21 protein-coding genes and 1 pseudogene are annotated in these 23,544 nt (G+C 60.7%); 13 read left to right on the top strand and 9 right to left on the bottom strand.

Annotated elements, in window-relative coordinates; all coding sequences use genetic code 11:
• Positions 1-69: 69 nt before the first annotated feature.
• Positions 70-723: an HAD-IIA family hydrolase gene (locus tag NKI41_RS30175; RefSeq protein ID WP_352686420.1), complete on the bottom strand. Its 654-nt coding sequence runs from the start codon at positions 721-723 to the stop codon at positions 70-72.
• A 364-nt stretch (positions 724-1,087) separates the two neighbouring features.
• Between NKI41_RS30175 and NKI41_RS30180 the strand changes: the two genes are divergently transcribed.
• Together NKI41_RS30180 and NKI41_RS30185 are read left to right on the top strand one after the other, a co-directional pair.
• Complete coding sequence (locus NKI41_RS30180) at positions 1,088-1,507, top strand: hypothetical protein (RefSeq protein WP_352517532.1); 420 nt, start codon at positions 1,088-1,090, stop codon at positions 1,505-1,507.
• A gap of 341 nt (positions 1,508-1,848) precedes the next feature.
• The gene (locus NKI41_RS30185; RefSeq protein WP_352686423.1) at positions 1,849-2,754 is read left to right on the top strand and encodes a hypothetical protein; all 906 of its coding nucleotides are present in this window, start codon (positions 1,849-1,851) and stop codon (positions 2,752-2,754) included.
• Positions 2,755-2,830: 76 nt separating this feature from the next.
• Here the strand turns inward: NKI41_RS30185 and NKI41_RS30190 are convergent, their stop codons facing one another.
• Both NKI41_RS30190 and NKI41_RS30195 read right to left on the bottom strand, forming a co-directional pair.
• The gene (locus tag NKI41_RS30190; RefSeq protein ID WP_352517535.1) at positions 2,831-3,382 is read right to left on the bottom strand and encodes a hypothetical protein; all 552 of its coding nucleotides are present in this window, start codon (positions 3,380-3,382) and stop codon (positions 2,831-2,833) included.
• Entirely contained in the window at positions 3,369-4,799 is a 1,431-nt protein-coding gene (locus tag NKI41_RS30195; protein ID WP_352686426.1) for a DUF6035 family protein, read from the bottom strand. The genes NKI41_RS30190 and NKI41_RS30195 overlap by 14 nt, the downstream gene beginning before the upstream one ends.
• Before the next feature lie 116 nt (positions 4,800-4,915).
• Here NKI41_RS30195 and NKI41_RS30200 point away from each other — a divergent pair, with 116 nt between their 5' ends.
• Together NKI41_RS30200 and NKI41_RS30205 are read left to right on the top strand one after the other, a co-directional pair.
• The gene (locus tag NKI41_RS30200; RefSeq protein WP_352686429.1) at positions 4,916-5,515 is read left to right on the top strand and encodes a toll/interleukin-1 receptor domain-containing protein; all 600 of its coding nucleotides are present in this window, start codon (positions 4,916-4,918) and stop codon (positions 5,513-5,515) included.
• A gap of 47 nt (positions 5,516-5,562) precedes the next feature.
• On the top strand, positions 5,563-6,174 hold the full coding sequence (locus tag NKI41_RS30205) for a hypothetical protein (RefSeq protein ID WP_352686432.1): 612 nt from the start codon (positions 5,563-5,565) through the stop codon (positions 6,172-6,174).
• A gap of 103 nt (positions 6,175-6,277) precedes the next feature.
• On the opposite strand, the gene NKI41_RS30210 is transcribed toward NKI41_RS30205, so the two are convergent.
• Positions 6,278-8,047: a hypothetical protein gene (locus tag NKI41_RS30210; RefSeq protein ID WP_352686435.1), complete on the bottom strand. Its 1,770-nt coding sequence runs from the start codon at positions 8,045-8,047 to the stop codon at positions 6,278-6,280.
• Positions 8,048-8,623: 576 nt separating this feature from the next.
• Here NKI41_RS30210 and NKI41_RS30215 point away from each other — a divergent pair.
• Positions 8,624-9,324, top strand: a pseudogene (locus NKI41_RS30215) (restriction endonuclease).
• 266 nt (positions 9,325-9,590) lie between these two features.
• Here NKI41_RS30215 and NKI41_RS30220 read toward each other — a convergent pair.
• Positions 9,591-10,508 carry an NADP-dependent oxidoreductase gene (locus NKI41_RS30220; RefSeq protein WP_352517540.1) on the bottom strand — a complete coding sequence of 306 codons (918 nt, stop codon included), beginning with the start codon at positions 10,506-10,508 and terminating at the stop codon, positions 9,591-9,593.
• Between the two features lie 239 nt (positions 10,509-10,747).
• On the opposite strand from NKI41_RS30220, the gene NKI41_RS30225 reads away from it, so the two are divergent.
• From NKI41_RS30225 to NKI41_RS30245, 5 genes are all read left to right on the top strand, one after another.
• Complete coding sequence (locus tag NKI41_RS30225) at positions 10,748-11,215, top strand: aminotransferase-like domain-containing protein (RefSeq protein WP_352686466.1); 468 nt, start codon at positions 10,748-10,750, stop codon at positions 11,213-11,215.
• Positions 11,179-11,751 carry an aminotransferase-like domain-containing protein gene (locus NKI41_RS30230; protein WP_352517579.1) on the top strand — a complete coding sequence of 191 codons (573 nt, stop codon included), beginning with the start codon at positions 11,179-11,181 and terminating at the stop codon, positions 11,749-11,751. The genes NKI41_RS30225 and NKI41_RS30230 overlap by 37 nt, the downstream gene beginning before the upstream one ends.
• Positions 11,752-12,005: 254 nt before the next feature.
• A complete protein-coding gene (locus NKI41_RS30235; RefSeq protein WP_352517541.1) occupies positions 12,006-12,914 on the top strand; it encodes a DNA-processing protein DprA in 909 nt (302 codons plus the stop codon).
• Entirely contained in the window at positions 12,865-13,608 is a 744-nt protein-coding gene (locus tag NKI41_RS30240) for a hypothetical protein (RefSeq protein WP_352686438.1), read from the top strand. The genes NKI41_RS30235 and NKI41_RS30240 overlap by 50 nt, the downstream gene beginning before the upstream one ends.
• A gap of 337 nt (positions 13,609-13,945) precedes the next feature.
• Positions 13,946-15,175, top strand: a complete 1,230-nt coding sequence (locus NKI41_RS30245; protein ID WP_352686441.1) for a DUF6361 family protein — start codon at positions 13,946-13,948, stop codon at positions 15,173-15,175.
• Here NKI41_RS30245 and NKI41_RS30250 read toward each other — a convergent pair.
• Positions 15,144-15,470: a hypothetical protein gene (locus NKI41_RS30250; protein ID WP_352517545.1), complete on the bottom strand. Its 327-nt coding sequence runs from the start codon at positions 15,468-15,470 to the stop codon at positions 15,144-15,146. The two genes, NKI41_RS30245 and NKI41_RS30250, sit on opposite strands and share 32 nt — an antisense overlap.
• On the opposite strand from NKI41_RS30250, the gene NKI41_RS30255 reads away from it, so the two are divergent.
• The 3 genes from NKI41_RS30255 to NKI41_RS30265 all read left to right on the top strand — a co-directional run bounded on the left by NKI41_RS30255 (position 15,462) and on the right by NKI41_RS30265 (position 20,842).
• The gene (locus NKI41_RS30255) at positions 15,462-16,937 is read left to right on the top strand and encodes a phospholipase D family protein (protein WP_352686444.1); all 1,476 of its coding nucleotides are present in this window, start codon (positions 15,462-15,464) and stop codon (positions 16,935-16,937) included. The two genes, NKI41_RS30250 and NKI41_RS30255, sit on opposite strands and share 9 nt — an antisense overlap.
• Positions 16,934-20,101, top strand: a complete 3,168-nt coding sequence (locus NKI41_RS30260; RefSeq protein ID WP_352686447.1) for a helicase C-terminal domain-containing protein — start codon at positions 16,934-16,936, stop codon at positions 20,099-20,101. The genes NKI41_RS30255 and NKI41_RS30260 overlap by 4 nt, the downstream gene beginning before the upstream one ends.
• A gap of 237 nt (positions 20,102-20,338) precedes the next feature.
• Complete coding sequence (locus NKI41_RS30265; protein ID WP_352517549.1) at positions 20,339-20,842, top strand: hypothetical protein; 504 nt, start codon at positions 20,339-20,341, stop codon at positions 20,840-20,842.
• A gap of 242 nt (positions 20,843-21,084) precedes the next feature.
• Here NKI41_RS30265 and NKI41_RS30270 read toward each other — a convergent pair whose 3' ends face one another.
• From NKI41_RS30270 to NKI41_RS30280, 3 genes are read right to left on the bottom strand one after another with little or no spacing between them, the layout of a single operon-like run.
• On the bottom strand, positions 21,085-22,500 hold the full coding sequence (locus tag NKI41_RS30270) for an exonuclease domain-containing protein (RefSeq protein WP_352517550.1): 1,416 nt from the start codon (positions 22,498-22,500) through the stop codon (positions 21,085-21,087).
• The gene (locus NKI41_RS30275; RefSeq protein WP_352517551.1) at positions 22,497-23,027 is read right to left on the bottom strand and encodes an ImmA/IrrE family metallo-endopeptidase; all 531 of its coding nucleotides are present in this window, start codon (positions 23,025-23,027) and stop codon (positions 22,497-22,499) included. Before NKI41_RS30275 ends, NKI41_RS30270 begins: the two co-directional genes overlap by 4 nt.
• Positions 23,024-23,368 carry a helix-turn-helix domain-containing protein gene (locus tag NKI41_RS30280; RefSeq protein ID WP_352517552.1) on the bottom strand — a complete coding sequence of 115 codons (345 nt, stop codon included), beginning with the start codon at positions 23,366-23,368 and terminating at the stop codon, positions 23,024-23,026. Before NKI41_RS30280 ends, NKI41_RS30275 begins: the two co-directional genes overlap by 4 nt.
• Positions 23,369-23,544 lie beyond the last annotated feature (176 nt).

Below are 23,544 nucleotides of genomic sequence, written 5' to 3' on the forward strand. Positions count from 1 at the left end.
AAGAAAGCTTGACCCCAGCACTCCGGTGCTCAGGTTCTCCTGGCTGCCGGATGCGCACGTCTGCGGTCTTCACCGGATGCGTACTCCGGCGACAACGTCCGTGTCCATTCTATCTCCGACCATGATCGTGTCCGCTGCACTAACTCCTAGGCGGTCGAGCGCGCTTCGCATCATGAATGGGTTCGGTTTGCCGACGAAATAGGGCTGACGGCCGGTAGCCTTTTCGATCAGGGCTGCGACCGCGCCGCAGGCCGGATGGAAGCCACGTTCGGTCGGGCCGGTGGCATCAGGATTGGTGGCGAGAAACCACGCGCCCTTTGCCACAAGCTCGGCGCCGGCGGCGATCTGCTCATAGTGGTACGAAGTGGTGTCGCCGAGGACTACGAAATCCGGGGCAAACTGCGTGATCCGACAGCCCGCGTGCCGGAGGGCCTCGACCAGGCCATTGTCGCCGATGACATACGCGGATGATCCGGGCTTTTGTAGCTCCACGAATCGCGCAGTGGCGAGCGCCGATGTGTAGATGTGCTCTGGCTGAACGAGGAAGCCAACCGCCCTCAAACGTTCTGCATGATCTTCAGGCGTGAAGCGGGAGTTATTGGTAAAGATCTGAAACGGCTTGCCGTTGCAGACCAGCCCGGCGACATAGTCGATCGAGCCCGCAATCGGCTGGCCGCCGCGGACCAAGACCCCATCCATGTCGAGCAGGTGCGCTACGATCATCAGAGTTCAACCCTTGATGTCTTTGGATGAACGCGTGGCATAAGTCCGTTGTGGGTCACGTGCGTTGTTCCCTTTCTGGTGTTTGCGCGGGCAATGTACGCACCGAGAGCAATGTGGGAATGGCATACGGTACCTGGTGCGGCAATTGGGACATTGCAGCTTGCAAAAGGGTCCGTTGAAGTTCGCTCGAAGATGACGCGGTGCGTGAAGCGCCGGGGAAAGACCGTAAGTATGGGCGCCACTCCATGGGGAGTATCTGGTCGCCACATCGGCCGACCATCACCTACATTGAATCTGTGCCCATCGGCCTTGCGCTTACCGCCGAACGGACCGCCATGCGCTATATCCTTGCGGGCGATTTCGTTTGGTCGCTTATTCTCCCCTTAACGGTGTGGATTGGATTGAGAGCTGGCAAGAAACCGCGAAGAGTTCGATCAGCGCAATGATCCCGGCGATTGTCCGGAAGCTGGAAAGCTCGAAGGATGAGCTTCAGGCTTTGATGACCGCCGCTGAGGAGGCGGCAGCGCAGCGACAAAGGGAATGGGAAGAAGCACACGAACGCTACCTTCGTGAGGAAGATCAACGGCGCGTGGAGCAGGCGATGTCAGAGAGCCAGAAGCAACTTTCAGACATTATGGACAGGTGGGCGGCTGCGATGTCCATTGAACGCTTCTTCCGGGATGCGGAGCGGCGCATTGAGGATGTGGAGAGCCAGCGACTTGCCCAACCAAAATGGAACGTCTCGCTCTGGCGAGAACTATGCTCGGTACGATGGATCCCCTAAATTATCTTGAGGGCTGGCTGGCCCCCGAGGAGCGGTACAAGTCGAAATACAGTTAGAACCGGACCTTCAGCCCCAAACAAGGCCCGGAAAAATCGACAGCTCCGAAAGCTGATGGGTGGCTTATAGGATGCCTCTAGGATGCTTCGCTGAAATCTGTGGGGGTACTCCGGATCAAGGCGTTCTTATCGCTTCGAGACGACCCCGGAAGCGGATAAGATCTTCCCGGTCCCAACGTAGATTCTGAGAAGATCGTGAGCGCAAACTCGCCAAGAACCAGCACTATTAAACGTCTCTTTGCCCTGTCAGGGAACCGTTGCGCTTTCCCAAAATGCACCGCTCCGATGGCAATCGATGAAACACTCGTTGGCGAAGTCTGTCACATCAAGGGAGCCAAGCCTGGTAGTGCACGGCATGATCCCGCGCAGTCTCCCGAAGAGCGGCACGCATTTGCAAATCTCATTTTGATGTGCCCGACCCATCACACCGTTGTTGACGACGATGAAGAGTCATATCCGGTTGATCGACTTGTTCGCTTGAAGCGTGACCACGAGGAACAGGCAAAGCCCGTCGCCGACGGCGAAGCCGATCGTGTCGCGGAAGTCTATATCCAAAACGTTTCGACCATCGGCCAAAGCGGCGGTCTCTCGGCGCACACGGTCCATGCAAATAACATCACGGTGCAAACGACCCATGGCGCCGGTGAGATATCCAGCCGCCAAATGGTGGCGATCGAACGTCTCTGGGAAGTAGTCAGAAGCCTGGCTCGGGAATTCAGCATGGTGATCTTCATCGACTCTATCCTGCTGCCGCAGGAAATGGACGACTACTTCAAGGGCGTGGATTCGAATGCTTTCATGAATTCGGCCCTTGAATACGAAAACCCAAAGGCCCCTTTTGACAAGTTAGCCCGTGCAGGCGCCAACGACGCAGACAAAGAGCGCCCTTTTGTCAGCGCTCGCCTTTGGTCGATTTTCTTCATCATCCAAGGTATGTACGGGCGTAGCGCACTTCTCTTAGGCAACTCATTCAAAGATAGGCGGCTCAAACATTGGCGTGACGATCATGGCTGCGACCAATTGCTGCGATCCGTTCTCCCGGCACATGCGGTCGACCACGCCAAGGGCCTTTCTTTCAATGGGCTGCGGACAGCGATTGACATGCTTGAATCACAGTTTCTGACCGAAGCCGGCATGAACAGCCGCCGTGACGTCTTTGCTCTTGGTGGCGTTCGGCATGGAGACAACTAGTAGTGAGATTTCGCTTCTCCCCTGGACCCATCGAACTGAGGAGATGTCGCACTCCATCGACCAGCGCGTCCGTCCGCTAACCCCGCATTCCCATCAGTGGCAGTGTCGGGTCCCGGTCATTCCACCGGCGCCAGAATTCTCGGCACGTAGCAATGCCAAGCTCGGTCAAGCGTAGCGACGTGTTCGACTCTGCGCTACGCTCCAGCAACGCCAGCTTGACGAGCGGGAGAACCCCACCGTCCGAAAAAGTCTTAGCCTGGACGCTATCATCCCCGATGACGCGCCAGCGATGGCGCCTGTTGACGAAAATGCGTTCGAGCGCAACCAGCGAGCTGGTTTGCTGTCCCTGCTTCCGGCAGAAGCCTCCGGTGACTGAAAAGAGGGTGTCACGTGCGCGTGGTGGTATCTCAATCCATTCGACGAGGCCTTGCGTGAGGGGCTTATTCAGTGCGCCAATCTCACGAGCATCGCGCCCGAGTAGAAATGCATCAGCCAGCGCGCGTTCAATCTCACCTATTGTGTTCTGGGACTGTCCGTATCGACGCGCCGCTCGATCTCGCGCGACGATCCGGCGCGCCCCTTCCTTGAAATGAGCACGTAGCTGCCTGTTGAGCTTAGGTACTGTCATTCAATGCTCCTAGGGGCGCCCCATGCACGGCATTCGGCTGTTCCGCGACCCTCGCCAAAAACCGGGTGACCCGCGATCCAACCTCAGGAAAAAGGAAGCAGAGCGCTGCCAGCCATTCCGGGTCGGGCATGATGCGCGGGTCCCCTTGCTGCAAGGACTCTTTCAATTTCCGGCTCCTGCGCTGCCATCGCCCTTTGGAGTCCTGGCTGTCGATCTTGTCCTGAGCCTTCGCAATTGCGAGTGCGTGGCCGAAGGCTAGAATATGTTGAGGGTACATCTCGGCGATATGGTGCGCGACCTGTACCAGTTTGTGGAATTGCCAACCCACAGGTTCGCCCTTGAACGCACTCAGCAATCCATGAACCATTGTGGAGAAGCTGCTATTGCCGTCGGACCGCTCGGGGATAGGAACGCCGCGAGCGGCCAACTTTTGGTGCAGGCTCGTCCACGGCTGCAAACTGTCACGCACCGTGTCCCCATTCCAAAAAGCGAAAAACGCGGCGCGTAGTTCGGCGTCTATGGCGGCCCATAGCTCTTTCTCGGCCTTCTCGAAATCGAAGAAGAACGTGCGCTGCGTTTCCGACTCCATCGTCAACTCGGAAAATCTCGCAATCTGTTCCGCCCATCGCTCTTTGACCGCATCCCGACCACGGTAAGGCTCTCGGTAAAAACAGCGCAGATGGAATTCTTGTTTCGCTTCAGAGAGGCTGCAGGTTTCATCATCTACGACGAACACATTGGAATTGTTTGAAAACAAAATGTCATCGGTCGTCAGGCGACGATAAGCTGGATCAAAGCCAGCCATAATCCAGATGAGTTGTGCGCCGCCCCTCCTATAATCATCGCGTCGCCCGACTACGACATCTAGGAATGTCGTGGAAAGTTGTGCCTCGAAAGCGATCCGTCGGCCGATGCGTATCGCTTGGACATCTGGTTGTCGCCACTGAGTCCAATCGTCCGAGACATACCAGCGCTTTTCTTGGAGAATGGAGTCGGCCTGAAAGGCGGGGTCGGCCAAAAGACTCCGCTCAATCAACCGTTTTATGCGTTTGTGAGGTTCACTCTCGCGCAGGCCGTGATATTTACGCGCCCTGATATCATCTTGATTGAGCGCGCCTCGTGTTTGTGAAGGGCATGATCCATCTTCCTGCCGGTGACGAAAGAAAAAGCGCTTTTCAGGAGTGGAGACGAGATAGACCGCCGAAGGACAGGTTGCGCATTTGTAGAGTGGCGCTGCACTAAGGGCGGAGCGCACCTTCACGCGCTCGGCTATTAAATGGTCATACCGAAAAGACCGAATCAGCTCTTTTACTGAAAGGTATTCTCCCGTTGTAAGGTCCAAGACTTCCTTAATCTCAGGGTTATCCACCGGCGAAGCCGGAGAAAGCGGGTCGATCGTAACGTTGCCTTGTGTCATTTGGAATCACATTCCCCAGCTGAGCTTAGAGAATCGGGATAGTATTATCCATCAGTTGCCGCGATCGATCAGGCCTTGTTTTGTTCCCCGATCGTTTCGCGCCCAGGGGAAGTTTGATGTCGATTGAGTTTCAGGACGGAAGCGGCCGGAAGGTCAGTATCGACAAGTTCTTCGACAATATCCGCGACAAGGCGGTTGAACTTGCCAAGACTCACCTTGAACAAAGGGCTCGCGATGCTGCATGCGCGCTTATCGATCCGGAGACCGGCAAGCATGCGGTCGTGTTTGTTCGACCGAACGGCGAAACGCAGCTCGTGATGAGCACCAAAGGATCGCCAGTTTTTGCGCGTGAACTGGAGCGGCGGCTTGGGGTTGAGAAAGGGGTGATACGCTCAATGATGGACGGACCAGAAGCAAAGACTCCTATTGTGTACCTGGCGCACGGATCGCCGGATCACAAAACGCTGGCACGTCCGTTTGCCGAACGGTTGATGCAAAACGGTATCGAAGTGTGGCTGGAGGCTTGGGAGATAGGCTCTGGTGATAGCGTTCGCCAGAAGATGGACCAGGGCCTTGGCGACTGCACGCATTTTATCGTTTTGCTGACTCCGACTTCCATTGGTCGGCCTTGGGTCGAAACCGAAATCGATGTTGGCTTCTGCGAGCGGTTGAGGGCCATTCCAAGTTCATCGGGCTGCGGGTTGGCGTTAGCGTGAGCCAACTCTCGCCTTTCTAGCACTCGCGCCGCTGCCCGGAACTGGACTTGAGTGACACAGCCGCCGTTGACGAACTAGTCGCGGAGCTTCACGGCGTCTCCAGCAAACCGCCGCGCGGATCGACGCCTCGCTACGTCAAAGCGGTGCCTCCGGGGTTGCAGTTTTGGGCGCCAGGCGCAATTGCCGTAGCCGAATATCTGGTGCGTCAAAGCAAGCACGGCAGCAAATTCGATCCGCAAGTCAGCGTGAGCGAAGTCGCCGTGGCCTTGGAATTGCCCGAGGAGGACGTTCGGTTGGCTGTCCTCGACCTCAGGGAAGCGGGGTTGGTGGAGGAATCAGCCGAGCTTCGCTCAGAGGCTTTCTGGCCGACGTCGGGGCTATTCGTCGAGTTCGATCGCCATTTTCTCGACTTCGACAATGAGCAAGATGCCATTGCGATTGCGAACTGGGTTGTGAGCAACGGGGTCGCAACTATCGTGATTGATGATTTGTCGAAGACCTTTCCGGATTGGCCCCCGAGATGCTTGAATAGTGCGCTAAGTTTTCTCGAGGGAGGTGCGTTGATCAATGCTCGTCACTTTATCAATCAGAAGTCGTGGGTGATGCATTCCCTGACGGTGACCGATCGCACGCGGCGTTTTGCTCGAGATCATGGGTAGGAATGGAAGGACCAGGCGCGGACAGGATGGTCGTTTCTGATAGCAGCAAGCCCGCCATCAAGCACACAGGCTGCCTTCTATCGGGCGCCGGGCACCACAAGGCTTAGGCCTGAGGCGGCTCGGTCTCGGCCACCGTCTTCTTGGTGTGATCGACGACGACCAGATCAGGCGGACGGTGCTCGAAGACGTCGAACGGGTGAAGGCCGTCGGCGACGAAGGCATCGACCATCGCTTGCCGCTCGGGCGAGCTTCGCCAGCTCCCTTGCGGGAACTCGAGCAGCGCACTGGCGGTCACGCCCTCATAGGCGACGGCTAGCGAGCCCACCTGAAACTCGACCATCGTGGTGACCAGTGCGTCGTCGGCATGTTCTGCATAGGTCCACAACACGTGCTGGATCAGCGCCATGTCGCCATCCGAGCGGCGGAGCAGCCGTTCGAGCGTACGGAAGTTGATCACCTTGGTGCTCTCGGCACCGAAGAACATCCCAGCATTGTCGGATGTAATGACTAAATGATCGAGCGTGACGACGAAGCCCTCAAAGTTCGGATGACCTTCCTTCGGGAGCATGCGCGCAAGGAAGCGAATGCCGTCCTCCGTCCGAATGAAGCGCCGAAGCACCTCGACCTGGCGGAAGGCCTTGGAAACGCTGTCCTTGTTGAGCACCTTGAGTTGGTCCTTCGCCCATCGCGGCGGCACCGGGCATTTCAACTCGCAAACGAAGGTCACATAACCGAGCGTCGGCTCCACCGAGATCACCAGCAGGTCGATATCGGGTAGCGTGGCGTCAAATTCACGTAGCGACACCTCAGTGTGGCAAATAAAGTGTTCGGCTTCCCAGGCCGCCTTGACGCGTCGCACAAAGGCGCTCCCGATTTCGTTGCTCACCTGCTCCAAAAAGGTGTTCGGTCGCCGCTGCGCGATGACGCGCAGCATATTCACCAACCCTTCGGCAATCACGAAATGGTGTGGCCTCATCACGATCTGGCCGCCCGGTTCGCCCTCGCGCATCAGCGAGAAATAGCTCGCGTCGACCCTCTGGGCAGTCGCGTCGCGGTCGTACACGAGATCTTTCAAAATGCGCTGTGCAGTGTCGGGCTCGATGCCAAGTTCCTCTCGGATCCCGTCGAGCAGATCTTTTTCCGGCATGTAGATCGCGCCAACCGCATCCCGCGCGCGCGCCAGATAGCGATGATAGAGTGCCTTCGTCAGCAGCATCCGATATACGTTGAAGAATTGCTCATAGGTGTAGCGGCCCAGGTCGATCTGGCTGTCGGGCGGAATCAGTGAGAAATAGGCGGCGAGCTTCAGGTCAACCTCCGCCTGCATCAGCGGATTGGCCGCTTCGACGTTGGGCGTGACTACCCCCTCCGGTTCATCCTTGAGCAGCCGCATGATCTCTTCCGAGTGATTGAAGTCACGGAAATGGTGTTGCGACCCAAGCAATTGATCGTTGTGAACCGTGAAAAACTGACGCGGTATTGACTTGTCCGCGAACTGAATCTCGACACGGCCGTCCTGAAACGACCAGCTCATCGAACCTGGCACATTGTACGAGTAATAGAGATACTCGCGGATCATGTAGTAATGCGACGCGAAAGCGAGATCGTCCATTGTCTGCCGAACATCGGCCTCGCAGGCGATGTGCGCCCGATAGCCATCGGTGCCCGCGGCGAATTGGCTCGCGAGAATCGAGTAGCCACGATCGACATAGTCGGCCCCGTCGACACCATTCTTAAACGCCCCAATCTCATACAGCTCCGACGCCATTCGGAGGGCGCTGGTGCTTGCCCATCGCCTGCTTGGCAGCGCGTCGAGCGCCGCGTCCAGCTGGCGCTCGAAGTCTTGCAATTGTTTCTTCAGTTCAGAGGACATCGCCTATCAGCTTTCTTGATTTCACTTCCGCTTTATCGCCCGCGTTTGGTCCGGTCGATCTGACTTTGTCGACCCATGAGCTCCGCCGAGTTGATTTTGAACGGCACGAATGATCTATGCCACGTCCATGACCCGCAACAAAAGGAGCAATGGAGCCAACCGCTTCTGGCCGTGTATGTCCGCAACACGCCGGTGCTGCAGAATTTGCTCACTGCCCTTGGCGATGGCGATTCGACCATCGAGCTGGTCGGCGCCCACGGCACCGGCAAGACTACCTTGCTGCAATCGCTGGTGCACGACCGGCCCAAACCCTTCGATGGCGCGATTGAGCATTTCGGCGGGAGCCCGGGCTTTCCGCTGGTGGACGCCGTCGATGTCATCGCCGAAAGCTTCCGGCGTTCCCGTGGCCGAAACCTCCTCATCATCGATGAGGGCGAGCGCATGGACAAGGGCGACCTTCTCGAAGGCATCAACCGGCTCGGCACTGGACCATGGCGTTTCGCAACCATCATCGCCACGACTGAGCCGCTCAACGTTGGGCGACCCGTCTATATCACGCCGCTAAACTACGAGGATATGGGGCAGCTTCTGGAGTCCCTACTCGGGCAGCCCTTGCCCCACGAGGTGCTCGGAAAGCTCTGGGCCGCATCGCAAGGCGTACCGCGCCTCGCCCAAATTCTTGCCAATGAATGGCGCGCGGGGAGCGTGCGCAGCTTTGACGCCCTGGCGGATCTCTTCAACCCGCTTGCCCTGCCAGGCTTGGTCGACCCTTATGGACGGCCGCTATCGCGGGGCAGCCACGAAGAAAAGACCATTATCTCGGACGTCCGCTTCGTGAGCGAGGCATTGCTTAGAGCGGTGGGTCAGGATCCGGATCTGGTCCATGCACTGACGCCGCGTGAGTTCGAAGAATTGTCGGCCGAGTTGTTCCAACGACAGGGCTACAAGGTCACGATCACGCCGCAAACCCGGGATGGCGGCAAGGATCTCTACTGGCTAAGGCGGACGGCTTCGGGTCGTTCCTGTATATTGTCGAGTGCAAGCGTTACGCGCCACACAACCCCGTCGACGTTGGTGTCGTACGCGCGCTGTACGGGGTGGCTCAGCATGAGCGTGTCACTGCAGCGATGACGCTGACCACATCCTATTTCAGCAAGGACGCGGCGGATTTCGCCGCCGAGATCCATTATCAGCTGACGCTTAAAGATTTTATCGGTTTGAAGCTATTACTCGCTCCTTATCGGATAGCTGATCTACGAAGCGATCGCCCGAAATAATCTTGACCAGGACACGTGTCGCGCGCGGATGCGCGCGAATATCTAGGCTCTCGCTGCCAAGCCCTGATATTGCGGACCGTGCATGGCTTTTGCCTCCGGCTCATCGTCGCTCCCGATTTCGTCGGTGCCTTCGTGAGGTCCTTGCCGCGACAGAACTACTTCGGCCATCCAAACCTCAGACGACAACCAACCGATTGGCGTGCTGTCTTCTCACGGACGGGCGAGACAATCTAAAGAGGGCAGGACCGCTCGCCGGCCCCAGGCCCTCACGGACTAACGCGGATGATCGTCTTCCCCGAGCGTCGCTCGGTCGGGTTGAAGGCGGAAACGGCATCGTCGAGGGTCCAGATGTTGCCGATGTTCGTCCGCAGTCGTCGGTCCCGCACCCGCTGCACGATCTCACGCAGTTGAGCACGATCGGACTCGACAACGAAGTCGACCGCCAGGCCATTGGCGGGCCGCGCGTCGGGCGGTCCGACGACGGTCACCAGCGTCCCTCCGGCTCGAATCAGGCCCGCGGACCGCTTCTGGATGTCGCCGCCGATGACATCAAACACCAGATCGACGCCGCCGACGTCTTCCAGGGCGTCGTTCTCAAGGTCGACGAACTCGTTCGCGCCGAAGTCGAGCGCCTTCTGACGGTCGGCAGCGCGTCCGGTGCCAATGACGTAGGCGCCGGCCTCTCGTGCGAGTTGCGTCACCATCGACCCGACTGCGCCGGCCGCACCATGCGCAAGGACGCTCCGCCCGGCCTGAAGGCGGCCATGGTCGAACAGACCCTGCCACGCAGTGAGGCCCGAGATCGGCAAACTAGCGCCTGCCGTGAAGTCGACATCGCCCGGCAGCGGCGCGAGGTTGCGTGCCTCGACGGCCACATACTCCGCCAGGGTGCCGTCACGATACCAATCCGCGAGGCCGAACACCCGCTGGCCCACCGACAGTCCCGTCGTGCCGTAGCCGAGAGCGGTGACCACTCCGGCCAGCTCGTGCCCAGGAATGGACGGCGTCCGCTCACGATCGACACGATCAGTCCAGGTCGAGGACCACGCCAGCTCCGTGGGGACGAATCCCGACGCATGAACCTGGACGACGACGTCGTTTATCGCTGCCTGTGGCTCGGGTCGCTCCGCCAGCTTCATCCCAGCCGTTCCCGCAGCCTGGTCCGTTACTACGATTGCCTTCATCGGAATTGTCTCCTCGGTCATTTGTCACGTGGCGATGGCCGGTAGATATGTCCGGCTCTGGTCATGAAACAGGACCAAGATTGGCGGGAATGATGGTGCGATTGCGCCATGGCCGCTGTGCCCATCTATCTCGACCGCGCCGCAAGGACGCCGCTGACGACGCAGATCTACCGGGCGGTCCGGGACGCCATCGAGACTGGGCGGCTAGATCCGGGAGCAAGCTTCTTTCCTGGCGTGACATGGCCGCTCAGCTCGGCGTCTTGCGCGGCACCGTACGCGTCGCGTACCAGCGCCTCATCGACGAGCAGCTCGCGGTCGGCGCCGGCGCGGCGGGCACCCGCGTCGCCGAGGGCCCGTCGCCTTCGTCGGCGCCCTTGTGGTCGCCAGACGTGCCGCCCCTGCCGGAACTGTTCCATACCTATGGAAGGCCGCCTCAGCCGTTCCAGATGCGCGTGTCCTCGCAAGACGCCTTTCCGTTCAAGCTGTGGTCGCGCGTCTTCGCGCGAGCGGCTCGCCGGGCGGCGGCCGCGCCGGTCAGCTATCCCGATCCCCGGGGTGATCCGCAGCTGCGAAAGGAGATCGCGGCCTATGTCGGATCGCGCGGGGTCTTCGGTGCAGTCCCGCCCAGGTGTTCATCACGGCAGGCTATGCCGGCGCGATCGGTCTGGCGGTGCGCGCTCTGCAGGTCAAGGGATCGCGAGCCTTGATCGAGGATCCGAGCTTCCCGATCACGCGCAAAGCGCTCGACCTGGCCGGCATCACCGTGACGGCCGTTCCGGTCGACGCCGAAGGCCTGGATGTCGCGTCCGGCATCCGGAGCGCTCACGACGCAGCGCTGGCGATCGTCACGCCAGGGCAACATGCGCCGCTCGGGATGACGATGTCGCTGACCCGCAGGCTTGCGTTGCTCGCTTGGGCTCGCCGGTGCGACGCCTGGATCATCGAGGACGATTATCTGAGCGAGCTGCAGCTGACCGGCCGGGCGGCTCCAGCGCTCGCTTCGCTCGATCACGGTGGACGGGTCCTACATATTGGCAGCTTCAGCAAGACAATCAGCCCAGTTCTGCGACTCGGGTTCGTCGTTGCGCCCATCGAACTGACTGGCCGGCTCGGTGACGTATGCGCCTGCCTGGCGCCGGCTCCAGCCCTAGCGCTCCAAGGCGCTGTGGCCGAGTTCCTGCGCGAGGGGCACTATATTCGGCATCTGCGGCGCATGAAGCGCCTCTACGTGTGTCGGCGGTAGGCCCTGATCGAGGGCCTCGCACAGCTCGGGTCGGAGTCGCTGAAAGTCGAAGCCACTGCGGGCTTGGCTTCATTGTCTCGAATGCCAGCATTCGATTGGCGGATGCCCTTGAGTTTCCGAACAAAACATGAACATTGTTTTAACCAGTCGTGATGGTGCTGCAATGAGGTGGGACCATCGGCGGAATCAGGCGTTAACGCTCTTGAGCTAGGTTGAAATCTGGCTGAGGGTGCACGACCAAGAGAGAGCCACCAATGCATATAGCGCGCAAAGAAGAGTTTGGACCGGCGGCGTCGCCTATCTCGCCGCGCCTCGAATTGGGCGCATACGAGGGCCTCTGGCTTCAGAAGGGTGCAACCTTCAAGTCGATTGCCGAGAAGTTCGCCCGGGATCCGTCGGCGCTGCCCTCTGATTTTGTGGGTCCATCCGAGGCAAATGATTGCGCTACCCGGGTGCTTGCAGAAACCGTGAAGAAAGGCGTTACGCGCTTTGGCGTGCGCATCCATCACGCCGGCGACTATCCGCAGAAGTTGCGTGACGCTCGCCACCCTATCGAGCTGTTGTACTTCCAGGGCATTTGGGAATTGACGGAGACGCGCTGCATAGCGATCGTCGGCGCCCGTGAGGCCACGGATGAAGGAAGGCAGCGCGCAAAGCAGTTGGCCCGCGACCTGACGGCCCGCAAGCGCTCGGACGGGAAGGACGACTTCACCATAGTCTCCGGCCTGGCGGCTGGCATCGATCGTGCCGCCCACGAGGCCGCGATTGGCAACGGAGGGCGCACGATTGCGGTCATCGGAACGCCACTTGGCACCTACTATCCAAAGGAGAATCGCGACCTGCAGGATCGTATCGCCAAGGAGTTCCTGGTGATTTCGCAAATTCCGTTCCTGCGGTATGCCGCTCAGGCCGTTCCGCAAAATCGGCTGTTCTTCCCGGAGCGAAATGTCACCATGAGCGCGCTGACCGAGGCCACGATAATCGTCGAGGCGAGCGATACGTCGGGCACGCTCACGCAGGCGCGAGCCGCGTTGTATCAAAAACGCAAACTGTTCATCCTCGATTCCTGCTTCCGGAATGACCTGAGGTGGCCGCATACCTACGAGGCGCAAGGTGCGATCCGGGTGCGTTCAATGGACGACATCTGGGCCCATCTTGACTAAGGTTCTCTTCCGCCAGATCGATGACAGCAATCGCGGCGATCATTCGCGACTGAGCGCCGATGACAACTGCGTCTTCCTCTACGAGTTTACCGCGTTCGAGTACACAAATGGCCTTGGTTTCCGCTTCAGCGACACCAACCAGCTGATCCACAATCTGAAAAAGAAACCATCCGAACGCCTCACCAAGGGCGGTTGGAAATACAAGACGATGGCCATTCAGCAGTGCGCTGCCGCATTGCGCCAGGCGCTCAATCCTCTTTGGCTGAAGTCCGGGACCATCGTGCCTGTCCCGTCTTCGAAGGCTCAGGGCCATCCAGACCACGATGACCGCCTGACGCAGATCGCCAGGCTGCTGAGCACGCCGCCGTCCGACGTTCGCGAGATCGTGAAGCACAACCATTCTCACGCGGCGGCGCACGAATCAAACAACCGGCCAACCATCGAGGAATTGCTCGCCATCTACGAGATCGATGAGGCTGTTGCGAACAGCAAGCCGGTCACCTCGATCGCAATCTTCGATGATGTCCTGACTGCCGGCACGCATTACCGGGCCATGCAGATCAAGCTCGCGGCCCGCTTCCCTGGCATTCCGATCTTTGGCATGTTCATCGCTCGGCGCGCTGTTCCGCCATTTGATGCCGAGCAGTTCGCCAAACAGATGAAAGCGCTGTTTGGCGATGTTGAAGATGGCTAGCAATGGCGCGGCGGCTTGCCGTGCCTGCGACTGGCGCGACGGCCCATTCACCGAACAACGTCATCGGATCGCGGACAGGTGCTGGAAGCGATTACAGCTGTTGTGAGACTGAATCATCGGCCTGCCCCGATGCAGGGCCTTGCTCGGGCAGGCGGCGAACCCGCTGTTCGGTCGCGCGCGCGTGAGAGAGTGCTGCGTCATCAGATCAGCAGTCACCGATGGACGCTTCTCTTGCTGTCGTGACGCCAAATATAGTTTCAAAAATATAGTTTCAAAGCATGAAGAGACGCCTTGCTGTTTTGGCTTCGCCAACCTAATGCTTGCTGAGGGGACAAGGATGAATTTTCTAGGGTGGGTAGATCACGATCCGCGGCAGGAGGACGCGATCCTGCGCGCCCTGGGCGCTGCCAAGGGGCACGACGCTCGTGATGAACTTGGTCTTGGCGCCATAAGAGACAGTTTCGCCGACCTTTTTTTCCCCGGCATTTCTACGATCCAACAACGTGTGCGCTACTTTCTCTTCGTCCAGTGGTGCTGCGAAATCGCGGCGTCGCAAGGCGAAGCCGATCGCGTCTTGGCCAGGTTGCGCGAGAGCGAAGAGACCCTCATCCATTCGCTCGAGCACCTCGGCGAGGGCCATGGCGTAATCGGGATCCTGAGCAAGGAAGATCTCAAGCGCACGCCGAGCGAAATCTACTGGAACGGTCTCCTTGTACTGGGCATGCGTCGCACGCGCGGCAACCGCCGACGCTGGGCTCGGCAGGCCGCGGCCAGCCGCAGCTCCGGCCGAACCGACAGTTTGGGCGAGGACGCCGCGAAAACATCGGTTGACCTCGGCTTCGATCCTGAACGCCCTCAAGCTCCGAAAGGCTTTCCAGGGGTCGAGCTCGACTTCGCCCTCAACGTAGCGGAAGCTGACTTCCTGCGCTCCCGCCTTGTAAACGGCTGCGTGGATCCGGCCGGACGTGGTCACGAATATAATCTGTTCGGGACGTTCGCGCGCTATCGGCATAAGACCGATGCGCAAGCCCTCTGGGACCATCCTCGGATAAGCGGCCTCAAGGCCGAGGCGCGGGACATGGTCATGCTGGGCGCCGCTTTCGCCCGGATCATGTACGGCGCTGCAATCCTCTACAATGTCTGCGTTGCGCGCCTGATGCCATCGAACGAAAGCACCGAGCGCCTGCGCTCGGCTCATGCCACCGCCTTCATTGGCTGGGCAGAAGCCCTAAACCCGGCCGATGTTACCCTGCTCGACCGACGCATCCCAGACCTGCAGGCCTTGGGGGCGATCACCCGTCACGGGATCAACGATAGAGCGATAGCCTTCGTCAGGCGCTGGACGCAGTTGTGCGGCGAGCCGCTAAAATTGCTCCATGACCCCACCGCGAGCCTGTTGGTGAGCAATCGGGAAGTCTACCTCAAGACGAGCAGCGGTACGTCGCGCATCCGCTCGGCCAAGCAGCGCGAGCGATGGAGAGGCGAGTCTGGAAGTCAGCAGATGGATTTCCGCTGGTTTGTCGCGCGCAGCTGCCTCAACGATTTGGCAACGCCCGCCGATGCTTGAGCCGCAGAGCCGATTGTCCTTCTACGATATCCTGCGTCCGCCAAGTGGCTTCCACTTGGATTGCCTTGTGGCGGCGACCTATTCGGCCTCGCTCGACACGATTCTTTCGCTGCCTGCGGCCATGCTGGTCGATGGGTCGGGCGGGCCTAAGCGGCAGGCCGGAATTTTTACGGCTGCCGACCTTGCCGCGCTGAAGCGTATCTGCGGCCGCACAGCCATCTTTTGCCAGGGCGCTGCGATCCACCCGGCCGAACTCATTCCACCCGCGATCATCGAAGCTGAAGAGATGGTCCATGAGGTCTCGGCGCCGAACGGCGGCAGTTTTCATCCCAAAGTCTGGGTTATGCGCTTCAAGCATGCGGAGTCCGGCCGATTGCTGCTGCGTATGGGAATCATGAGCCGCAACCTGACTGGCGATGCCTCCTGGGATGCCGGCATCGTTTTGAACAGCACCGTTGCGGCCGCCGCGCCCACGACCAATGATCTTGGCGCGCTGCTGCGTCTTCTGCCGGGCCGATGCCATCGTCCCCTCGATGCCAAGCGGCGCGCCCTGCTGCTGGAACTTGCCAAGGAGGTCGAGACAGCGAAATGGAAAATGCCTGCCGGGATCGGCGCGCCTGCGTTCCATCTCATCGGTGGCCAATCCGGCCGCGCCTGGGTCCAACCCGAGAGCGAACGGCTCGCTATCATTTCGCCCTTTCTGACCCCAGGCGCGATCAAGAAGCTCACGCAGTCGGCAAAGGCCCGCCCGGTCCTCGTGTCGCGCCCCCTGGCTCTTGAGCATTGCTGGCCCGCCATTAGCGGCAAGTTCGATCGGCACATGGTGCTGGCGCCTCCAGGTGACGTCACCGACGCGCCGCGCGCCAATGGGGTCCATGCCAAGATCCTGCTATGGGAAAATCGGTCGAAGGTTCGCATGGCGCTCGGGTCGATGAATGCCACCTCCGCTGCCATCTCCGGCCGGAACGTCGAGTTCATGGTGAGTTTCGACTGCACCAAGGCGATTGGCCCTGCCGGTATCGATACGCTGCTGGAGCGCAGCAGCCTCGGCAGTGTGCTGGAAGACTTTGAACCGGAGCCGGGCGGCGAGCCGCTTTCCGAACCATTCGACGACCGGCCCGCCCGTTACTACCTGCTCGCGGCCCAGCTTCATCTTGCCTGTGTCTTTGAAGAATGCGGCTGGGCGATAAGCCTGGTGCCCAAGTCACCGCACGCCGATATCGCGACGCTGCTGCCGTCTCTGCGGTTTCGCCCGGCCACGCTTGCCGGCGCCCGCGCGGGCGCCTGCGCGGCCGCTCTGGCCGCGGGGGAGGCGGCGCGGCTCCCCGGCACGCTCGAGCTTGCCGAGATCACCGGCTTCACCGTGTTCGAAGCCGATGGCCCGGACGGACCCATTGCCTTCGTTCTCAATCTTGAGGTGCGCGGTGTCGACGAGGGGGCGCGGCGCCATGCGGCGCTGAAGGCTCTGCTTTCCAGCAATCGGATGTTTTCGGACTTCCTCAGGACCCTGTTGGGCGATTTTCAGGCGCTTGACGCAGTTGCCGACACAAGCGGAGCCGAAGGTCTGTCCATAGGCTGGAAACCGGGACAATCGGGCCTTCTCGAAATGCTCATTCGTTGCGCCGCCGATGACCCGGCCCGCTTCACGTCCATCAAGGAGACACTCCAGGCCTTCGGGCCGGATGAACTCGAAGCCGTGGCTCCGCCAGGCTTCCTGAAGATTTGGTCGGCGATCCTCGAGACGGCGGGCGCCCAGCCATGAATCCATCAACGGGCAGAAGCGAGCCGACGCGCTTCCAGGCGAGGACCATCGCCTATGTCGTCAAACGGTTTTGGGAAGACGCAGAGCCGGCCCGCCGTTTCCTGGTCGCCGACGAGGTCGGCCTGGGGAAGACCATGGTTGCCCGGGAAGTTCTTGCCGAAGCGCTGCGCCGCAGACCCGGCGAGAGCATCGACATCGTGTATCTGTGCTCAAGCCAGCCCGTCGCAAGCCAGAACCTCAAGCGGCTTAAGGTTCACGGTCATGGCGGCAACACCAGGGCAACGCGGCTGACATTGCTTGCTGCCGAGCCGCCCGGGCTGAACGGCATTCGCTACTTCGCGCTAACGCCCGACACATCGTTCAAGGTGACAGGCCGGTCTGGCACCATTCGCGAACGTGCCCTTATCTATCGATGCCTGCGCACGATGTTCCGACGCACCGGCTTTCAGACGATCATGCAGCAAGTTTCGGATAGAAGTTGGCTGGGCGAACTTGAAAGGCTGAAAGCATCAAGGCTCGACCAAACCGTCATCCGGGCGTTTCGAACCGCGTTGCAGGAAGATGAAGCGCTCCAGTCGCAGATACGGGATCTTGCCAGCGAGGCGGTGACGATCGGGTCGGGGGCGAAAGCAAAGCAGCTGTTCAAAAAGAAGCGCGATGCGCTGGTCGGTCGGTTGCGCAAAGAGCTTGCCCTGCGCAGCGCCGAGGCCATTGCCAGCAACGGGCTGGTCATCGTCGACGAATTCCAGCGCTTCGCTTCCCTCTTCGACCTTGCGAATATCGAGCATGACTTCGGTGTGCGACTGGCCGAGCGCCTGCTGACCCAGGACATTCCGGAAAGGCGCGTCCTCCTGCTCTCCGCAACCCCGTACCGCATGCCAGGCGGGATGCTCGGCCCGGACGAAAAGCCCTATGCCGACCTGGTGGCGCTGGTGCGTTTCCTTGCCGGCGCCGCGATCGCGACGGCGCTGTCTGAGGCTCTTGACCGTTATGCGCGCGCCTTGCGGGCTCAACCGCCACAACCCGGCGCAATCATCGCGGCCCGCGACGATGCGCGGGCTATCTTGAGCAAGATCATGTGCCGCACGGAGCGAACCAGGGCGGTTGCCAACGCCATGGTCTACGAGGAGGCGCGAAGCGTTGCCCCCACAGCCAGCGATCTCGGCGGCGCCATGGCCGCGCGTCGCATCGCAAGGCGGCTCCAGGTGCGCGATCCTGACGAATACTGGAAATCCGCTCCGTTCTTCCTTGACTTCATGCGCGACTATCAGTTTCGGGACGCCGCGATCGACGTTGCCGCGGAGACCGATCGCCGGTTCGTCGCGAAACAGGCGAAAAGAGGTCAGCTGCTGCTTGATCGCCAGTCGCTCAAACGCCTCGACGCTATCGCGCCCCCTTCACCGCGGCTGCGCGATCTCATCAAGGATGCGATGCCCCCGGGTGTCGAGCGCCTGCTGTGGATCCCGCCGTCGCTGCCCTATCTCAAACCCGGCGGGCAGTTCTCCCGGACAGCGCCGGACCTGAAGCGGCTCATCTTCACTGAATGGCGCCTTGCGCCCGATGCCATAGCGGCGCTGACGTCCTATGAGGTCGAGCATCGGCTGGCGGCAGGGCTGCGCGCCTCGCGCTCAACGCGCAAACGCCGCGCCGAATCCGGGCTCAGCCATCAGCACAAGCGTTTCGGGGCCTTGGGCAACATGCTTCGTCTTGGTCGCGCCAATCAGTCCGTGGGTGACCCCACCCTCGCGATGGTGCCTCTGGCGCTTCTGTTGTCCGGGCCGCGCATGGCACAATGGGGCGATCCCCTGGTTCATGCGGTCGCCTCAGGCGCGCCTGTCGATGCACAGGACGTTCTCAACCGCACCGGTGACAAGATCAGGACGGCGCTCAAATCCGTTCCTTCGGGCGGTCTGACGGGACGCGTCGACGATCGCTGGTATTGGGCAGCTCCGCTCCTCCTTGAAGGAGATGCGGCGAACCGGGACTGGTCGCGCATGGACGATCCCTTCCTCGCCGCCAAGGAGGTGATTCCGGGCGACCTCGACCGTGTCAAGGAGGCGATCTCCGCGATCCTCGCACAGCCCGGCAGCCTCGGAAGACGGCCTCGAGATCTCGTCCGGGTACTCGCCAAGCTGGCGGTGGCCGGGCCGGGCAATTGCGCCTACCGTGCGCTCTCGCGCACCGCGTTCGGACCTGTTTTGGTTTCGCAGCTCAGACGCGGCGCCTTCCATATCGCCCGCGGGTTCCAAAGCCTGTTCAACCAGAGCGAGGCGGCTGCGGCCATTCAACTCGAGCATCCCGGCCGAAAGCGCGTGTTCTGGGACCAAGCCTTGGACTACTGCGTCGATGGCAATCTCCAGTCCTTGCTGGACGAGCATTTGCATTTCGAAGTCGATGGCCTTGCGCTGTTCGATGGCACGGACACGAAGAAACTGGAGATGGCCGCGGCGGCGGTCCACTCGGCGCTGACGCTGCGCCGTGCCTCCATCGAAGTGAGCGGCCTCGAGCGACGCCGCAACAGGATGGCCACGGCCGACATCGTTCCCCTGCGTTGCCGGCACGGCGCGCGATTTGCGGAGGTGAAGGAGGCCGACGGCGCAGTCAGCCGCCTTGATGCGGTCCGCGCCGCATTCAATTCCCCGTTCAGGCCGTTCATCCTCGCCTCGACGGCGGTTGGGCAGGAAGGACTGGACTTCCATCCCTGGTGCCATGCCGTGGTCCACTGGAACCTGCCGAGATCGCCGGTCGAGCTTGAGCAGCGCGAGGGACGCGTCCATCGCTACAAGGGCCATGCGGTCCGTCTGAACGTCGCACGAGCGATCAATCTTTCTGGCTTTGCCGGTGCACTTTCAGCCGCAAGCCCGGATCCCTGGCGCACGCTGTTCGACATCGCTGCGACGCTCGACCTGGAAAACGAGCTTTCGCCTTGCTGGTTGTTCGAAGCAGGGCCCAACCCGACCAGGATCAGACGGATCATTCCGTTCCTGGATTTCAGCCGCGAAGAGGAGGGTTGGCCTCGCCTTCGCGCCAGGCTGGCGACGTACCGCCTTGCCATGGGTTTGCCGCGCGCGGATGATCTGCTCGATGATCTCGAACGGAACGGCGTCACGGCTGACCAGGCTGCGGCCTGGCGGATCGATCTGCGGCCTCCTCGTTTAACTTGAGCCAATAGGCAAAGTGGCTCATCGCCCCCATACGGGGCCGCGCAGCGATGCGTAGACGCCATCCACGCGAAAAACGCTGAACCCTGAAACGGTACGGACCTGGGTTCCGTCGTCAGCATCGTGAGAGCCGAGGGAAATCCGGCGCCGTCGGCACAAGGCGGCGATATCAACCGAATTGGCGGCCGTCACCAATCTGCGTAGACTTTGTTTATGCAGAGAATCGGCTCCGAATTACAGTTGAGCGCCTCCGATCTGGTCGGCCACTTGAACTGCGGCCACCTGACGGCGCTTGACCTTCAGGTGGCGGACGGCGCGCTTGAGAAGCCGAAGAGGTGGGACCCGCTACTCGAGATATTGCAGCAGCGCGGCGCTGCGCACGTAGCGGCCTATATCGATCACCTGCGCGCGTCCGGCCTTACGGTCGCGGTCATCGAGGGCAAGGGTATCGATGACGGCTCAGTGGCCGCCACGATCGAGGCGATGCGCGCCGGAGCGCAGATCATCGTGCAGGCCGCGTTGCGCGCGCCGCCCTTCACGGGACGGGCCGACATCCTCCGGCGCCTCGAGACACCAAGCGATCTCGGCGTTTGGTCCTATGAAGTCGTCGACACGAAGCTCGCCCGCGAAACCAAGGGCGGAACGGTGCTGCAGCTCTGCCTCTATTCTGACCTCGTCGGGCAGGTGCAGGGCCTCGTGCCAGAATACGCTTACGTTGTCGCGCCCCTCACCGGAGCCTGTTGAGCACCGCCGCTTCCTTCTCTCCTTCAAGGCCGGTGAACCTGACTGGGACTTGTTCGGAGTGCGTGGAGCCGCGGAATTGTCGGCGGTGCGCTGGAAGATCGACAATTTAGCGAAACTGCCAGAGGACCGGCACGGAAAGCTGTTGTCGGATCTTGAGAAGGCGCTTGCATAACACGTTCACGCAGCGTGTTTGGCAACCCGCACGGTGCCCCAGTCGGATGAGAGTCCCGGATTTGAGTGGATCAAGCCGCCATAGCGAGCGCAATCCGTTCGGCTTCAGCATCCAGATAGTTTAGGAGCTGACGTTGGCGGATCAACTGCTCGCCTTCGAGACCATCGGCGATCAACTGTTCGGCTTCCCGGCGCGCGGCGGGAATTGAGCGCCATCGGGGCTCTGCCTCGATCGGGGTCATCAGACGATCGTGCACTTCGGTCTGCCAAGCACGGCGCAAATCGGCAGACATGAGATCAGGCCGCTCGAAATAGACCAATCGTAGCGCCAGTCGGCGAAACCTCTGATCCTGAAACTGGCGCGCCACACCCTCCCGCTGCTCCCAAGGCGCGGCGTGAAACTGCGCCATGCGCGCTTTGTCCTGTGGCGTTGGAAATCCGCCTTGGTAGAGCTGCTCTTCGACGTGCGGGGAGGGCGGGTACACCTTTTCGGCCGCCTCCGCGACCCGGCGAAGTCTCTCCAGGAATGGCTGATCGTCGCGAAGGGCGTTGACGCGCTCGAGCACTTCCGCCTCGTGAAAGGGAGCGAGGTGTTCGGGCAGCGCGTCGTATAGCGCCCAAAGGGTCGGCGCGGCGTTCGTGCGCACAGTCACAATCGGCCGCTGCTGCGATTTGCAGATTGGAATGAGTTCGTCATCCGAAAGCCCTTGGAGCTGTTCGATATCGGCGGCGAGGTCGAGGCAGTAGTGGCGGATCGCTTGTTCGCTATGCTGCCCGATACGGGTGACGATGCGCGCGCGATGCTGGTTGCCGACCGTCTCGGAGACGAGGAACGCGTCTTCATTTGTGATGAAGGACTCGACGCTCGCCTTCTGACTGAAGCGCATGAACTGCGACCAGAGTTCTGGCGCCTGGGTCCGAATAATCTGGCACAGCGCGTGCATGATGAGTACATCCGCCATCGCGTCATGCGCCAACGCCACCTTCAGACCGTTCGCCTCGGCCAACGGCTTTAGCTTGAACACGGGTCGCCCACTCTCGTCCGTCGCCGACCGCAGGACGTCCGGCCGCAAGGCCGCCGTCAGGCGGCAAAGGCCGAGCACATCGGCGCGCGCACTGCCTTGCGTGTTCGTAAGGTAGGCGTCGTGAAGGCAGTGGTAAAAAGCATGGCGCAAAAATTCCTCGTCGAAGGACAAGGAATTGAAACCGAGGAAGAGCGCCGGGCACCAAGACTGAAGCACCCGGCGGATTTCCGTCACCATCTCGAAATGCGAAGGAAGGGCCGGGTTCGCGAGCTGATCGATTCCAAGGCCGGTCACGTCCAACGCCGCAGGCGACGGAACGATATGTGGCATCAAGCGGCAGCGTAGTTGCAGGCGGTCAATAATGTTCAAGTCGACGTCAGTCCGAACGCCCGCAAAATGCACGATCTGGTCGAAGTGCTTCGTCAGCCCCGTCGTCTCGACGTCGTAGAGGACAAAGCTCACCCGGGATCTCCCAGGGAACCGAGCCGGAAACGCATCGCCGCCTCGCTCACACGAAACCGCTTCGCCAGCGCGGCAACTGCGTCGTCGTCCTCGAGATCGACGGATCGACCATCGAGCATCGCCAGCAGAAGGTCGCGCGGCATGAGCAATTCGGCGGCGAATGTGTTGGCTTCGATTTCGTTTGGGTCGGTGCCGGTTGCGGTAACGGCATCGCGCCGCAACGAACCCCGGTCGACATGGACTGCGTGTTCAAGTTCGGGCCGGTGAAGTTGAATATGTGCCAATTCATGCGCGAGGGTGAAACGCTGGCGATTCGGCGCATGAAGCGTGTTGATGCCGACGATCGGCACACCGTCTCGCACGTGCGCGAGGCCTGATAGCTCGCCATCTAGCGGTGCATATTCCACCCGGACACCGAGCGTTTTAGCGATCCGTTCCACGGGCACGGGCGCAGACTTTACCCCGTGCCGGGTTAGCAATTGCCGTGCGGCCTCCTTGGCCATTTTCTTGTCGGCGGTCCTGGTCATGGCGTGCGCTTTCTCAGGCGTTCTTCAGCAAAGGCCGAGGCTAGAAGGTTCTCGACGGCAGATTGCTGCTGTGGACTCAATGCGGTGTCGCCAGCCACCCTGATTTCGGGGAGCGGCTCTGCCGGAGTCCAGGTCTCGGGCACCAGCTCAAGGATGGATTTCAGGTTAAGCGCATGCACTAGCGCAAAGAGTTGGTGCACCATAATCCGCTGCCTGCCGCTTTCGAGATTGGCTAGCGACGCCCGCGATAAGCCGAGTTTCGCCGCAACCCGCGCTTGGGTCATGCCGAGCTCGTCTCGTCGCTTTGCAACTGCTTGGCCAAGGCGGCGATAAAGTTCCATGTCTGACATTTCCGTAAACTGCCGCGAGCCCGATGTGTTTGTCAAGCTGACACCATGTGTGTATATCACAAACGTAAAAAAAAAATACGAAATTAACATTGACGTCCTAGCGAGACATGTCCATTTTATGAACCAGCGGGTGGGGAATGGTCTTCATCACGAAAGGGTCAGTGAGC

The sequence above is a fragment of the Mesorhizobium sp. M0601 genome (genome assembly GCF_040320845.1).
Lineage (GTDB): Bacteria > Pseudomonadota > Alphaproteobacteria > Rhizobiales > Rhizobiaceae > Mesorhizobium.